The 13,649-nt window shown below is 72.3% G+C and carries 12 protein-coding genes; 6 read left to right on the forward strand and 6 right to left on the reverse strand.

Annotation, left to right across the window (positions count from 1 at the left end):
- Nucleotides 1–137: 137 nt before the first annotated feature.
- Nucleotides 138–4,925 (forward strand): CHAT domain-containing protein, encoded by a 4,788-nt coding sequence (locus tag ABFX54_RS46620; protein ID WP_346113506.1) that lies wholly within the window; start codon nt 138–140, stop codon nt 4,923–4,925.
- Here the strand turns inward: ABFX54_RS46620 and ABFX54_RS46625 are convergent.
- Nucleotides 4,817–5,158, reverse strand: a complete 342-nt coding sequence (locus ABFX54_RS46625) for a hypothetical protein (protein ID WP_346113507.1) — start codon at nt 5,156–5,158, stop codon at nt 4,817–4,819. The two genes, ABFX54_RS46620 and ABFX54_RS46625, sit on opposite strands and share 109 nt — an antisense overlap.
- Nucleotides 5,159–5,436: 278 nt before the next feature.
- Entirely contained in the window at nt 5,437–5,886 is a 450-nt protein-coding gene (locus tag ABFX54_RS46630) for a hypothetical protein (RefSeq protein WP_346113508.1), read from the reverse strand.
- Between the two features lie 137 nt (nt 5,887–6,023).
- Between ABFX54_RS46630 and ABFX54_RS46635 the strand changes: the two genes are divergently transcribed.
- Nucleotides 6,024–6,224 carry a hypothetical protein gene (locus tag ABFX54_RS46635; RefSeq protein WP_346113509.1) on the forward strand — a complete coding sequence of 67 codons (201 nt, stop codon included), beginning with the start codon at nt 6,024–6,026 and terminating at the stop codon, nt 6,222–6,224.
- A gap of 19 nt (nt 6,225–6,243) precedes the next feature.
- Here ABFX54_RS46635 and ABFX54_RS46640 read toward each other — a convergent pair whose 3' ends face one another.
- Both ABFX54_RS46640 and ABFX54_RS46645 read right to left on the reverse strand, forming a co-directional pair.
- Entirely contained in the window at nt 6,244–6,792 is a 549-nt protein-coding gene (locus tag ABFX54_RS46640) for a GNAT family N-acetyltransferase (protein WP_346113510.1), read from the reverse strand.
- 43 nt (nt 6,793–6,835) lie between these two features.
- Nucleotides 6,836–7,543, reverse strand: coding sequence for a sirohydrochlorin chelatase (locus ABFX54_RS46645; protein WP_346113511.1), 708 nt, complete (start codon nt 7,541–7,543; stop codon nt 6,836–6,838).
- Nucleotides 7,544–7,799: 256 nt separating this feature from the next.
- Here ABFX54_RS46645 and ABFX54_RS46650 point away from each other — a divergent pair, with 256 nt between their 5' ends.
- Entirely contained in the window at nt 7,800–9,089 is a 1,290-nt protein-coding gene (locus ABFX54_RS46650; protein WP_346113512.1) for an MFS transporter, read from the forward strand.
- Here the strand turns inward: ABFX54_RS46650 and ABFX54_RS46655 are convergent.
- Both ABFX54_RS46655 and ABFX54_RS46660 read right to left on the reverse strand, forming a co-directional pair.
- The gene (locus ABFX54_RS46655) at nt 9,086–10,018 is read right to left on the reverse strand and encodes an SPFH domain-containing protein (protein ID WP_346113514.1); all 933 of its coding nucleotides are present in this window, start codon (nt 10,016–10,018) and stop codon (nt 9,086–9,088) included. The genes ABFX54_RS46650 and ABFX54_RS46655 overlap by 4 nt on opposite strands.
- Nucleotides 10,019–10,101: 83 nt before the next feature.
- Entirely contained in the window at nt 10,102–11,430 is a 1,329-nt protein-coding gene (locus tag ABFX54_RS46660; RefSeq protein ID WP_346113515.1) for an MFS transporter, read from the reverse strand.
- A 92-nt stretch (nt 11,431–11,522) separates the two neighbouring features.
- Here ABFX54_RS46660 and ABFX54_RS46665 point away from each other — a divergent pair, with 92 nt between their 5' ends.
- The 3 genes from ABFX54_RS46665 to ABFX54_RS46675 all read left to right on the forward strand — a co-directional run bounded on the left by ABFX54_RS46665 (nt 11,523) and on the right by ABFX54_RS46675 (nt 13,646).
- Nucleotides 11,523–12,203 (forward strand): GntR family transcriptional regulator, encoded by a 681-nt coding sequence (locus ABFX54_RS46665; RefSeq protein ID WP_346113516.1) that lies wholly within the window; start codon nt 11,523–11,525, stop codon nt 12,201–12,203.
- Nucleotides 12,204–12,214: 11 nt separating this feature from the next.
- Nucleotides 12,215–12,574 (forward strand): DUF2203 domain-containing protein, encoded by a 360-nt coding sequence (locus tag ABFX54_RS46670; protein ID WP_346113517.1) that lies wholly within the window; start codon nt 12,215–12,217, stop codon nt 12,572–12,574.
- 82 nt (nt 12,575–12,656) lie between these two features.
- The gene (locus ABFX54_RS46675; protein WP_346113518.1) at nt 12,657–13,646 is read left to right on the forward strand and encodes a TolB-like translocation protein; all 990 of its coding nucleotides are present in this window, start codon (nt 12,657–12,659) and stop codon (nt 13,644–13,646) included.
- The last annotated feature ends 3 nt before the right edge of the window (nt 13,647–13,649 follow it).

Here is a 13,649-nt window from a genome sequence, read left to right on the forward strand (position 1 = left end):
CGTCAGCCCCCGAGACGTCAGCCCCCGAGACGTCAGCCCCCGAGACGTCAGCGTCCGACACCCCAACACTCGAGACGCCAACCCCCGTCACCCACGTTCCCTCTACCCCTGCCCCTCCCGCCCGGCCGCCGTTGGTCGTGGATGAGCAGCTCGCCGTGGCCGCCACCGAGCTGGCCCTGCGCTCCCCGGATGAGGAACTGGCGCTCAAGCTGCTCAGCCTGGCCGAGCTCAGGGCCGAGGGGAGCGGGGAACGCGGCGAGTTCCTGCTCGGAACCGCGCTGCGCCTGGCTGACGCGGGCCGCCCGAAGGCCGCAGGCGCGGTGCTGGAACGGGCGGCGGGGGCCTTCGAGGCGGCCGGGCTGCGTTCGCGGGCCGCGTACGCGCTGTCACGGCTGGGAGCAGGACACGAAGCGTCGGGGGAGCCGTCCCGTGCCCTGGAGGCGTACGCGCGCGCGGCGGCCGTCTACCACGACCTCGGCGATCCCGCCGCCGAGGCGCGCCAGTTCGGCCACATGGGTGCGCTTCACCTGAGGACCGGCGACCCCGTCCGTGCCGTGGAGCACCACCTGCGCGCCGTGGCCGTGTGCGAGGAGGCCGGGCTGCCGGAGGACGAGGCGCGGCACCAGGACGTGGCGGCGGTGGCACACCTGGCCGCGGGCGACCCGGAGGAGGCCGTCAGCTGCGCGGCCAGGGCGCCCGCGCTCCACCTCGCGCTCGGGGAGAGCGTCGCCGCCGCCAAGGCGCTCGTCCACGCCGCCAGGGCCGCCGTCGACCAGGACGAGCTCAAGGCCTCCGCCGAACGCATGGCCGCCTGCGCCATCGAGCTGGAGGCCGCCGGGGCGTGGGAGGAGGCGTGCGCGGCCCTCGACGCCCATGCGGTGCTGCTGTCCGGGCGGGGACATCCCGGCTACGCCGCCGCCTGCGAGACCAGGCTGGTGGAGATCGTCCGGCGCAAGGGGCAGCGGCGCGAGCCCGCCGACGAGTGGTACCGGATCGCGCAGCGCCGCCGCGGCCGCGGGGACGTCGACGGCGCCAGAGTCGCCTTCGACCTGGCCGAGCGCGAGTACGAGGCCATCGGGCACCGCGACGGAGCCGGGGCCGTCCGCTACAACCTGGGCTGCCTGGCCTACGCGGAGGGTGATGCGGAACGGGCGCTGGCGGCGTTCGGGGTGGCGGCGGAGGCGTTCGCCGGGCTGCGGGCGCGGGCGAAGGAGGCGGCGTCGCTGAGCATGCGCGCCTCCTGCCTGACGGCCCTCGACCGCGCCGAGGAAGCGTCAGAAGACCTCGAACGGGCCCTGGAGCTGGCCGCCGCCGAGGGCGATCTGGAGACGCTGCTGATCGCCACCCTCGGCCGGGCCGCGGTGGACGTGGAGCTGGGCGAGCTCCGGGAGGCCGGTGAACGCCTGCAGTCGGCGCTCGGGCTGGCCGGCGGGGACGCGCTCAAGGAAGCCGTCGTCCATGACCGGCTGGCCGCGCTCGCAGCCCGTACCGGAGACCTCGGAGCCCGGACGCGGGCCCTGGAGGCGGCGCTGGCGGGTTTCCGCGACGGGGGCCGGCACCGTTCGGCCGCGCTGGCCTCGATCAAGCTGGGGTTCGCCCTGGAGGCACAGGGCGAGTTCCGCCGCGCCAGGGCCGCTCTGGAGGAGGGTCTCACGGGTCTTGAGGCGGCCGACGACGACGTCTCTGCGGCGGGAGCACCGTTCGAGATCATCGCGGCCATGGCGGGGGAGATGGACGCCACCGTCCTGTCCCGCCTGGCCGGCATCCAGCTCGCCCTCGGCGACCTCACCCGCGGCCGCGCCACCCTGACCAGAGCCCTCGCCTCCCTCGGTACGGGGGGCCGGCGCGGAGAGGCGTCCGAACGCCTGCAGTCGTGGCTCCGCCTGGCCGAGGCCGAATCGTCCGGCGACCTCCCAACGGCCCGCACCCTCGCCCACCACTTCCTCACCCACCCCTCACCCACCGCTTCACCCGGCTCTGGTGGTTGGGACGACGACCGTGACCTCGCCGACCGCTCCTATCTCCTGGCCAGGCTCTCGTACTACTGCCGCGAGCTGGGCGACCTGCCCGCCGCCTATGATCACGCCCTCCAGGGGTACGAGCTGCGTGACGAACGGATAGTCGAACACCTCCTGAACCTGGGCGCGGTGGCCACCGAGCTGGGCCGGACGAAGGAGGCGGTCACCCACCTGTCCAGGGCGGTCGAGCTGGCCAGGGACGAGGGCACCGCGTTCCCGGCCCACCTCGTCCAGTCCCTCGGCCTCCTCGCCGCCGCCCTCTCGGACCTGGCCCGCTGGTCCGAGGCCGCGCGGACGTACGAGGAGGGGCTGGCCCTGGTCGAGGCCCCCATCTGGCGCGCACTCCGGGCCCCGCTGCTGACCGGCCGCGCGGACCTCCACCTCAAGCTGGGCGAGCTGAACGAGGCCGCGACCCGCTACCACGAGGCCATCACGCTCGGCGAGGAGCTGGGCGGCCCACCCGGCCTCGCCTCCGCCTACGCCGGCCTGGCCCTGGTCCACGAGCTGCGCGGGGAGCCCACAAACGGACGCCCCTTCGCCGACCGGGCCCTGACCCTCGAACGAGAACACGGCCGCCCGCGCGGCACGGTCCTGGCCCTGCTCACCCTCGCCCGCCTGGAACGAGCTGCGCGGCGTGAGGAGGCAGCCAAGGAGACGGACGCGGCGGCGGCTCACGCGACGAAAGCGGTGGCAGATCGGGAGGCGGGGGCGCGGCCAAGGGAGGCGCCATCAGGTACGGCGCAGCTTGAGCGGGCATGGCTGGAGGAAGCGCTCGCCCTGTCGCAGGAGCTCGGGTTCCGCGCCGGAGAGGCCGTCGCGCTCGGCCGTCTCGGCGCCCTCGACCTCGCCGCCGTGCGCGGCCCAGCCACGGCCCGCACCGCCCGCGCTCCCGGTGCCGACGCTCACACCGCCACCGAGGCCCCTGGCGCAGGGGCGGCCACAGACATCCGCGTGCCCGCCGATTCCCCTGCCGACGCCGACGCCGATTCCCAAGCCCGCACTCATGCCCACGCCGCCGCACGCCGCCGGTTGTCCGCGGCGATCGAGCTGCTGACTGAGCTGGGGCATGATCCGGAGCTCGCCACCGCCTGCCACCACCGCTCGATCGCCGCCGAAGAGCTAGGCGACCTCCCCGCCGCCCTCGCTGACGTCGAACGAGCCCATGCCCTGGGCCACAAGGCCGCCCAAGACCGCGTGATCCGCCTCGCCACCCACCTGAACCAGGGCATGACGGCCTGGACCCACGCCGAACACGCCAAGCACCACACCCTCACCACTCACCTGGCCCCCGCCCACCGCCCACCTTCTCCCGACGTGCCCGCCGCACATTCCAGCCCTCAGGTTTGGCCGGCCCCCTACGGCGTGCCTGCCGAGTTGCTGGAGGCGGAGCGGCGAGGGCTGGAGGCCGTCCGCACGCTCATGTCGGCGGCCCGCAACACCCGTGACCCGGAACGCGCCGCCCACCTCATCCGCCGTGCCCACACAGCCCGAGCCGTCCTGGACGATCTCTGGCGTCGCATGGAGCCCCTGGCCCCCGACCACGTCGCCCTGCGCCGAGGCACCCCACTCAGCCGAGCCGACCTCGACGCCCTCGTGAACGCCCCCGGCCGTCGCGGCGGGCCGGCACCGACGGCACCGGCCCCGGCACAGTCGATGCCCCACCCGACCCCGCACCCGCATGCGGGCTCGCAACTGCACTCCGCTCCGAGCCCGGACCCGCACACGAGTCTGGACCCGGACCCCGGCCCGCACCCATACCCGGCAGCGGAGCCGGGTGTGGTGACGGCGTTGCTCGGGTTTCATGTCGGCGAAGAGACTGTGACCGTGCTGGCGCACCGCACCGGCTGGGCCGAGCCGCGTGCCTTCCCCACTGCGGTCGATCGTCCCCTTCTGGCCGCGTTCCTGCGCACCGCCGACGGTCGCCGGCCAGGCCTGCTCGACATCGAGGCCCGCCGGCACCGCGCGGACCTCTGGCGCCGCCTGGCCGACCTGCTTCTGTCAGAGGCGGTCCAAGCCCTGGGCGACGACGTGGACCTGCTCCACCTGATCCCACACGCGGCTCTGCACCGCATCCCGCTGCACGCCCTGGCCCCGGACGGTCGCCCGCTGATCGAACGCTTCCCCGTCGCGTACGCCCCCTCCGCCGCAGTCCTGTCGGGGCTGACGAGAAGGGCTCCGGCGCGTGGACGGGACTCCTTGGTCCTCTCCTTCACCCCCGATGCCGCTGAGCGTCCGGTGGTGGAGGCCGAGGCCCGGGATGCCGCCGCCCTGCTCGGCACCACCCCTCGCCAGGCCACCACGCACGCCCTGACCCGAAGCCCCCAGAACGGCTCGTGGCGCGTGGTGCACCTGGCCTGCCGCGCCGTCGAGGATCCCGGAGACCCGTTCGCCGCCGGCATCCGTCTCGCCGACGGCCTCCGCACCGCCCGCGACCTCATGAGCATGCGCCTGGACGCCGACCTCGTGCTCGTCACGGCCCACGAACCCACGCACGAGCCGACCGGCGAAACAGCCCATGAAACGGCCCGCGCATCGGCCCAGATGACGGCTCGGGGGAGGAACCGCGAGGCCGTGCACGAGGCCGCCTCCGAGAGGGGACACGGTGGCGGCACGCACGACGGTCTGGTCGGGCTGGGGTACGGGTTGCTGCACGCCGGCGCGGGGGCCGTGGTGCTCTCGTCGTGGCGGGTGTCCGCCGAGATCACCCGGGCTCTCATGCGCGACCTGCACACCAGGCTCCGCGCGGGCGAAGGACCGGCGTATGCCCTGCGCGCCGCCGTACTCGGCCTGCGTGAGCTCTACGGCTCCGCAGAGCCGGAGCTGTGGGCGTCGTACGTGCTGGTCGGCCTTCCGGACGGCTCCCCGGCCCACTTGGAGGATGGCATGAGCGTCACCAGCACCAGATAACCGAAGAACCCGACCACCAGCCCCACCGCGTAACCCCCGAACACGTCGGCCAGATCGAGCAGCGCCACCACCAGCCCACCACCCACGGCGGCCAGCACCGCAGCCAACTCGGCCAGCCCGCCACCAGCCAGCCCACCACCGGCAGGCCGGCCGCCGGACGGTCCGCGCCGCAGCAGGCCGAACGTGATCCAGCCGATCACCAGCCCGAAGCAGATCGCGCCGAGCACCGCCATAACGGGACCTCCAAGTCGCCGGGCCGTCACCGCCACGGAGGGCGTCGCGGTGCTCGCCCGCCGGAAGGATCACCGTTCACGATCGCACGAGACGCCCCCAACCCGCCAGGGCCGCGCCCTCACCAGCCAGAGCCGCGCGCCCCCGTCGGCCGGAGCCGTCACCTGCCTGCCGGGAGCTGCACTCACCCGACGAGAGCCGTGCGCCGTCCGGTTAGGGCCGTGACCCATACCCTCGAACCCGAGGAACCGCAGCCTCCACCCTGACCAGCGCCTGGGGACTACAGGTAGGACCTGGCGGCGCTCACCAACTCGGCCGCCGCGTCGCGCGTGTCGACGTGGATGGCGAGCTCGGGGGTACGTTCGCGCACGTCCTGATCCCGGATCGCGAACACGGCCGGAGCCACCCCGACGTCACCGTACCGCTCGGTCACCGCCTGCCCGATCGCCCGCCGCACGTCACCGACCACCTCACGCGTGGTGTGACCGGCGCCGGAGGCGGCGAGGTGGCCGAGCATGCCGGCGAAGCGCAGCTCGCCCTCGGCGGCGGGGCTCTGCTCGGGCAGCACCGGCCGGTCCAGCCAGAACACCCGGCCCACCAGGAACGCCTCGTAGCCGTCGTCGCCGAGCACGCGCGCCGTCTCGGCGAGCAACTCACCGAACTCGGCCAGCTCCGCCTCGGGCGGCAGGTCCGTGGTGACGAACAAGGGCACGATCAGCGAGTCGAGCATGTGACTATCCCTCCGTGAGGTGCCTCATCGTAGGATGCCCCACCGACAATCTCGGCGCTCGCCACACGCAAGACGCACCACCGACCGCCCCGGCCCTCCGGGCGCTCGGCGTCCCGCTCGCGGTCTGCCGCGTGCACGTGGATCTCCCATTGGTACGCCGCCGGCTGCGGGCCCGCCACGCGCTCGACCCCAAGGCACTTGACCGCCACCTCGAAAGGTCAGGGGAATCGCAGTCGATCCTCGACGGGGCCGGGGTGGAGGACTACGCCGTGGACGGGACTCATGGCACGCCCGAGGAGGTCGCGGCCCTGGTGCTCAAGGGCTGGCAGACCGACTAGGGCAGGCAAGAAGCGCAGGTCAGCGTTCGATCCACTCGTCCTCTAGCGCCGAGTGCACGATCGAGTCCCGCCACCCGGCCGGCGTGTGCACATGGTGCCGGATCCGCCCCTCCTCGACCATCCCCGCCGTCAGCATCGCGAGCTGCGCCGGCAGGTTGGCGGGGGAGCGGGCGCCCCAGATGCGGTGCAGCCCGAGCCGCTTGAACCCGAACGACAGCAGCAACCGTACGAGGTCGGTCCCGATCCCGCGCCCCCACTGGTCGCGATGGAGCCCGAACCCGATCTCGGCGCTGTGCGGATGCTCGGCCTCGATCAGCAGCCGCGCGACCCCGATGATGTCGCAGCGCGCGCTGTCGACGACGGCCAGCACGTAGAGGCGGCGCGGCTCGGCCGCCGACGCCTCGATGGCCTCGTCCACCAGTCGTTCGACCTCGCGCAGGCTACGTGGCGCGAACGGCATGTGCTGGGTGGCGACGCGGTCGCCGTAGATGGCGTGCAGGGCGGGCACGTCGGCCTCCGTGATGTCACGGAGGCCGAGTCGATCGCCCTTGCAGACCACGCGGCGCATGCGCAGAAGGTAACGCGAGTCCCGTGATCTCTACAAGCCCTTGTCAAGTCGCGAGTTGACTTCCGTAAGCTCGGGCGACAAGTTCGGCGACCGCGCTGTGGGAGCCGAGCGGGTCCGAGTGGCCGGCCTCGATCGCCGCCGCGGCCTGTTCGACGACGCTCACGGGAGCCTCGTGGCCGATCATGCAGGGCGCGATGGCCAGCCGTTCGGCGCCCGCGGAGCGCAGCCGCTGGGCCGCCGCCGGCACGCCGGGGTCGCTGTCGAGCGAGGCGGCCACGACCGGCAGCGTGAGCCTGGAGGCCAGGAGCACCGCGGTGGCCTGCACGGCCTGCACGGCCCTGATCCCGCCCACGGTGCCGAGGATGACGCCGTCGACGGGGCTGGAGACGTTCAGCAGGCGGACGCGGTCGGCCCGGGCCAGGCCGCGCTCGGCCAGGCGGATGTGCAGGACCTCGGCCAGCAGCGGGTGGGGCCCCAGCGCCTCGGTCACCACCGCCCCCGAGCCGGCGGCGGCCACGGCCTTGCCGATCTCGGCCATCACGACGGGGTCGTCCCAGGTGAGCAGGGGCACGACGACGGCATCGCGGCCGGAGGGCAGGGAGTCCGCGAGGTCGGTCACGCTCGTGAGGCGCACCTCGATCTGCGGATTGTCGACGCGGACCACTGCCGCTATCTCCTCGGCCACGCCGGTGACGCCGCCGGGCGTGGCGAGCACGAGCATCGGGGCGTCGGGCGGCAAGGACGTGGGCACGGGACGGCGGTGTCGGCCGCCACCCGGCCGGGGGGAACGTTCTCGTACAGGCAGGCTCACAGGCGCGCAGTTTATGCCTATTCGACGGTGGCTGTTCCAGGAATCGATGGCGATTGCGTCACAACCCGGAGCGTGTGATCGAGATTACATCGTGATCTCGCAGCACATTGACTTACCGGTACAAAACGGAAAACCTGGGCGCACTAGAAACGCGTTCTAGAGCGACAGCACGCAGGACCGTCCCTGGAGGATGGGAATGAAGCCGTTCTATGTCCGCGAACTGAGTGTCTACCCGGTCGGCCGCCGCCGCATTCTGCTGCTGGCCGTCGCCGTACTGGCCAGCCTGGTGGCGAACTTCGAGACCACGCTGGCCACGATCCTGCCCCTCCTCATGACCGACCTCGGCATGTCCCTGACCGTCTACGGACAGCTCGCCGCGCTGTCGGTGCTGGTGGGCGGGCTGTCGGCGGGCTTCGGCGGCATCCTGTCCGACCGGTGGGGCCGGGTGGCGATCCTCGTGCCCACCCTCACCGTCACCGCCGCCTGCAACTTCCTGCTGGCCACCGTCGACACCGTGGCCGAGCTGTTCTGGGTGCGCTGCCTGATGCTGTTCATCGAGGGCGCGGGCATCACGATCACCGCCTCGCTGGTGCGCGACTTCTCGCCGCGCATGGGGCGGGCGCAGGCGTTCGCGTTCTGGACGTGGGGGCCGGTCGGGGCGGCGTTCCTGGCCTCGTTCATCGCGGGGTTCACGCTGCCGCTGTTCGGCAACGCGTGGCAGTCGCAGGCGATCATCATGGGCGTCGTGTCGCTCAGCATGTGCGCCGTGATCATCTGGAAGATCGCCGAGCCGTCCGGGGCGCTGCGGGCGCAGGTGCTGGAGGCCGAGCAGGAGCTCGCGGTCGAGGGGGAGGCCGGCCACGGCCGGGTGCGCGAGCTGTTCAAGCACCCCCACCTCTGGGCCCACGTGCTCGGCAACACCGGCTGGCAGGTGCTCTACTGGACGTTCACCATCTTCGGCCAGACCATCCTGGCCACCGCCTTCGGCATGGACGCGGCCACGGCCAACCGGGTCGTCGCCCTCGGCATCGTGCTCAACGCCCTGGCGGTGGTGATCGTCGGCCGGGCGTCGGACCGGCTGCGGCTGCGCAAGCCGTTCGCCGCCGTCGGCACCGTGCTCACCGCCGCCACGCTGGCGTACTTCATCTCCCTGATCGGGCCCGGCGTCTCCACCGGGCACGTCACCGCCGTCTACGCGCTGCTCTTCCTGTTCATGGGCGTCGCGTACGTCCCGTGGATGGCCAACTTCTCCGAGAACGCCGAGGACGTCGAGTCCCGGCTGCAGGGCTCGGCCCTGGGACTGTGGGGCATGGTCGTCCGGGTGATGATCGTGGTCATGCTGGTCGTCTCCCCGAGGGTGGTGGAGGCCGGCGGCTGGCAGCTCTGGCTGAGCGTGGCGCTGGCCGGCCAGATCGTCTTCCTCGTCTCGATGGTCGCGTTCAAGGGCCGCTGGCGGGCCGCCAGACCGGAGGGCGCCGAAGTCTAACGGGACGGTACGACCACCGCCTGCGGGTTGCCCGGCGCGTACACCGTGATGCCCTGCGGCAGTGACTTGAGCTTCTCGATCTCCGCGCAGGCGGGACACTTGTCGTAGCCGTCCTGCCTGGCGCGGTTGGCCTCCGCCTCGGCCTTGGCCTGGGCCACCCGCGCCTGGGCCTCGGAGACGGCCGCCGAGGCCGACAGCGAGCGGTCCACCGCCTGCTGCACCTCGTCCGGCAGCGTCACCTTGACCAGGGTGAACCGCAGCCCGGTGAGGAACTCCCCGCCCAGCGTGACGGGCAGGTCGCGGGCCAGCGAGGCGTTGACCGCGTTCTGCACCTCGGCGATGTTGGCGTTGCTGTCGCGCGGCTTGAGCGCGTTGCTCTCCAGCAGCGAGCACGACGGCACCAGCTCCGCGCAGCGCATCGACCCGATCTGCCCGCGCAGCGCGTTGTCGATCACCGGCCGGACGGCCTGGCCGAAGAAGGCGCTCCAGCCCTCGTCGCCGTCCCAGGCGTAGAGCGAGCGGTCGTCCTGGGCCCGGAAGGTGCGGGTGCCGTACTTGTCGTCGAACTTCTTGAGCGTCTCGTGATCCAGGTTGAGCGTGAAGTAGAGGGTGCCCTCGATGCCCAGGTTCACGCCGTCGCTGCTCGGCACCGTCACCACGTCCACGCCGAGCGTGGTCGCCCGCTTGGCGTCGGCGGTGATGGTGTAGAAGCGCTGCTGCGCCGGATAGAGGTGGACGGAGGACCACATTCCCGTCCAGGTGAGCCCGGAGCCGGCGTCGATCACCTGGCGCACCTTGTTGTCGTCGAAGATCCCGCCGTCGCGGACGACGGCCACCTCGCCGCCACCCGTGCTCTCCAGCCCGCCGATGCCCCCGATGAGCAGGGGGATCGCGACCAGAGCCGCCAGTACGGCCAGTGCGATTCTCATCGAGACCCTTCCGCGCGGGCGGCGTCGGCAGCCGCCGCCCGCGGCTTTCGCGGCATTCCTGCGATGGTCGGAAGAACGACGGTTCAGGCGAAGGGGCCCACCTGCGGGGCCTTGGGCGCGGCTTCGGGGGCGCTCTCCGCCAGGTCGAGGTCGCGGGTCTCAGGAGCGATGGCCAGGCCCACGGTCGTGACGGCCAGGGCGATCACCACGTAGATCGAGACCGCGATCGTGGACTGGTAGGACGCGAACAACTGCAGCGCGATCACCGGCGCGAGGGCGCCGCCCACGATGCCGGCCACCTGGTAGCCCATGGACGCGCCGCTGTAGCGCAGGCGGGTGCTGAACAGCTCGGCGATGAAGGCGGCCTGCGGGCCGTACATCGCGGCGTGGGTGACCAGCGCCACCACCGCGGCCAGCGCGATCAGCGGGAAGGACTTGGTGTCGAGCAGCGGGAAGAAGACGAACACCCACACCGCCGCGCCGAGCACGCCCGCGAAGTAGACGGGACGGCGGCCGTACCGGTCGGACAGCGCGCCGGCCAGCGGGATCAGCGCCAGTTGCAGCGCCGAGCCGATGAGCACCGAGTTCAGCGCGTACGAGCGCGGCAGCTCCAGCACGGTGGTGATGTAGACGATGATGTACGCCGTGAACGTGTAGAAGGCCACGTCCACCCCGATCCGCGCGGTGAAGGCCGACAGCAGCGCGCGCGGGTGCGTGCGCAGCACCTCCACCAGCGGCATCCGCGCCTTGGCGCCCTGCTGCTCGACCGCCTCGAAGAGCGGCGACTCGGTGACCTTCAGCCGCACCCACAGGCCGACGAACACCAGCGCGCCCGACAGCAGGAACGGCACCCGCCAGCCCCACGACAGGAACGCCGCGTCGGACATGACGAACGACATCAGCGCCAGCAGGCCCGTGGCCAGCACGTAGCCGGCGGGCACGCCGACCTGCGGCCAGCTCGCGTTGAAGCCGCGCCGCCGGCCGTCGCCGTGCTCCAGCGACATGATGACCGCGCCGCCCCACTCGCCGCCGAGGCCCAGGCCCTGCACGAAGCGGAGCAGCGCCAGCAGGACCGGGGCCAGCACGCCCACGCTGGCGTACCCGGGCAGCACGCCGATGAGGAACGTCGAGACGCCCATCACCAGGAGCGTCACCACCAGCACCGTCTTGCGGCCGACCCGGTCGCCGAAGTGGCCGAACACGATGCCGCCGAGCGGCCTGGCCACGAAGGCGACGGCGTTGGTGGTCAGGGAGACCAGGACCGCGTTGAACGGGTCGAGGGAGGGGAAGAAGAGCTTGGGGAAGACCAGGGTGGCCGCAGTGGTGTAGAGGAAGAAGTCGTACCACTCCAGCGACGTGCCGATCAGGCTGGCGAGAATCACCCGCCGGGTCTGTTGCGTGGAGCCTGACATCGATCGCTCCTTGAAATCGTGGGGGATAGTTATCAACGTAAGGATCGTTGAACAATTCGACAAGAGGTTTGCTCCATGATTCCCTGTTAAATGTGGATAACGTGGTTGCCGATCTCTCCCAGGACCGGCCGCGGCTGGGGCGCAGCAGCACGGCCGAGCGGGTGGCCGACGTCCTGCGCGGCCGCATCAGCGAGGGCTACTTCCAGCCGGGTCAGCGGCTGTCCGAGGAGTCCATCTCGGAGGCGCTGGAGGTGTCGCGCAACACGCTGCGCGAGGCGTTCCGGCTGCTCGGCCACGAAGGGCTGCTCGACCACCGGCTCAACAGGGGCGTGTTCGTCCGGCTGCCGTCCGCCGAGGACGTCGCCGACCTCTACCAGGTGCGCCGCGTGCTGGAGGGCGCGGCCGTGCGGCGGGCTCCGGCCGAGCCGGCCCTGGCGCTGCTCAAGCAGGCCGTGCTCGACGCCGAGCAGGCCGCGGCGCGCGACGACTGGCAGGGCGTCGGCACCGCCAACATCCGCTTCCACCAGGCCCTGGTCTCGTTCAACGCGAGCCCGCGGATCGACGAGGCCATGCGCCAGCTCCTCGCCGAGCTGCGGCTCGTCTTCCACGTGATGGAAAACCCGCGTGCCTTCCACGAGCCGTTCGTCGACCGCAACCGCGCACTGCTCGGCCTGATCGAGTCGGGCGAGACCGAGCAGGCCGCCGCCTATCTCGACGACTACCTCGACCACGCCGAACGGCTGCTCATCCACGCCTACGACCCCGACCGCTAACGTTGCCGCCCATGGACCGGATCTTCACCCTGGACGAGGCCCGCGCGCTGCTCCCCGCCGTGATGGAGGAGGCCGCCGTGGTGATCGCCGCCCGCGCCGACCTGGCCGAGATCGACTTCGCGCGCCGCACCGGCGGCGGATCCGAGCTGGGCGGCCTGCCCGAGCTCAAAGGACTGCAGGCCCGCATCGAGGAGATCCTGAGCGGGTGGAACGAGCGCGGCATCGAGGTCAAGGGCATCGCGCCCGTGCTGGTCGACTTCCCCTCGGTGCTCGACGGGGTCTCCGTGCGGCTGTGCTGGATCGAGGGGGAGCGCGAGCTCGGCTGGTACCACCGCACCGAGCTGGGCTTCGCCGGTCGCCGTCCCCTCTAGCCCGGCGCGACGTGTGGCCGATCCGTGATCAACCGAACACGTCGCGTCCGTGTCTAACGGGGTGAGCGAAAGGACCACACCCATGAGGCTCTCCTCGGCGGCCGCGGCGCTCCTCGCGCCGGCGGTCATCGGCGCGCTGGGGCTCGGCTCCGTCCCGGCCCGGGCGGATTCCTCCCGTACGGCTGTCCGCGCGGCCTGGATCAAGACCTGCTACGACAAGAAACGGGAGACGTCCTGGCCCTGCGGCACGTGGCGGCTGCTGCTGCGCGACGGCCGCCAGGTCGCCGTCCGCGACGCCGCCGCCCGGGGGGTCGACGGCAAGGGCCGCAGGACCGGCCAGGCCGCCACGTTCGCCGTCAGCGCGGACGGCCGCGTGCTGGCCTACGAACGGGCCCGTGACCACCGCCTGGTCGTCCGGCGGGCCGATGGCGGCCCGGCCACCGAGCTGCCCGCCTCCGCCAGGCCCCAGGGCGTCGGCAGCGACGACCTGACCCTCACCCTGTCACCCTCGGGCCACCGCGTGCTGATCGACTACCAGGACGATCCCGAGCGCCTGCGCTCCAAGATCGTCACAGTCGCCACCGGCGGCATCACGACGCTGCCCGCCGCCTACTCGACGTACGGCTTCAGCGCCGACGGCGACCAGGTGCTGGCCACCCGGACGATGAGCGACAACACCGTCGCCATGTACGCCCTGCGCCCCGGCGGCGGTTTCCTCAAGCGCACCCCGCCCGCGATCGTGGTCAACGGCGGCACCTACGCGCTCGACGCCGGCGGCACCACTGTAGGGTTCTTCACCACCAGCCAGGACAAACCATCACGGGTGCGCACGTACGACCTCGCCAACGGCGAGCTGTCGCCCGGCGCGGACCTGCCGCTCCCGGCCGACGTGACGCCGTACCTGGCGCGATGGAGCGGCGGCCGGCTCACCACCACGATCACGACGGACGACAGCTCAGGAGCGACGGAGGTCAGGGTGCTCACGGTGGATCCGGCGAACGGGGCGGCCGAGCAGGCCGACAAGTACTCGATCAGGTCCGGGTACCACGCCTACGTCCTCGCGGGGGAGTGAACC

The sequence above is a fragment of the Nonomuraea maheshkhaliensis genome (genome assembly GCF_039529435.1).
Taxonomy (GTDB): Bacteria; Actinomycetota; Actinomycetes; order Streptosporangiales; family Streptosporangiaceae; genus Nonomuraea; species Nonomuraea maheshkhaliensis.

Excerpts from the sequence above, each read along its gene's own strand:
- ABFX54_RS46625 (WP_346113507.1), bottom strand. The coding sequence starts at position 5,158 with ATGGCGGTGCTCGGCGCGATCTGCTTCGGGCTGGTGATCGGCTGGATC.
- ABFX54_RS46630 (WP_346113508.1), bottom strand. The coding sequence starts at position 5,886 with ATGCTCGACTCGCTGATCGTGCCCTTGTTCGTCACCACGGACCTGCCG.
- ABFX54_RS46640 (WP_346113510.1), bottom strand. The coding sequence starts at position 6,792 with ATGCGCCGCGTGGTCTGCAAGGGCGATCGACTCGGCCTCCGTGACATC.
- ABFX54_RS46650 (WP_346113512.1), top strand. The coding sequence starts at position 7,800 with ATGAAGCCGTTCTATGTCCGCGAACTGAGTGTCTACCCGGTCGGCCGC.
- ABFX54_RS46655 (WP_346113514.1), bottom strand. The coding sequence starts at position 10,018 with ATGAGAATCGCACTGGCCGTACTGGCGGCTCTGGTCGCGATCCCCCTG.
- ABFX54_RS46660 (WP_346113515.1), bottom strand. The coding sequence starts at position 11,430 with ATGTCAGGCTCCACGCAACAGACCCGGCGGGTGATTCTCGCCAGCCTG.
- ABFX54_RS46670 (WP_346113517.1), top strand. The coding sequence starts at position 12,215 with ATGGACCGGATCTTCACCCTGGACGAGGCCCGCGCGCTGCTCCCCGCC.
- ABFX54_RS46675 (WP_346113518.1), top strand. The coding sequence starts at position 12,657 with ATGAGGCTCTCCTCGGCGGCCGCGGCGCTCCTCGCGCCGGCGGTCATC.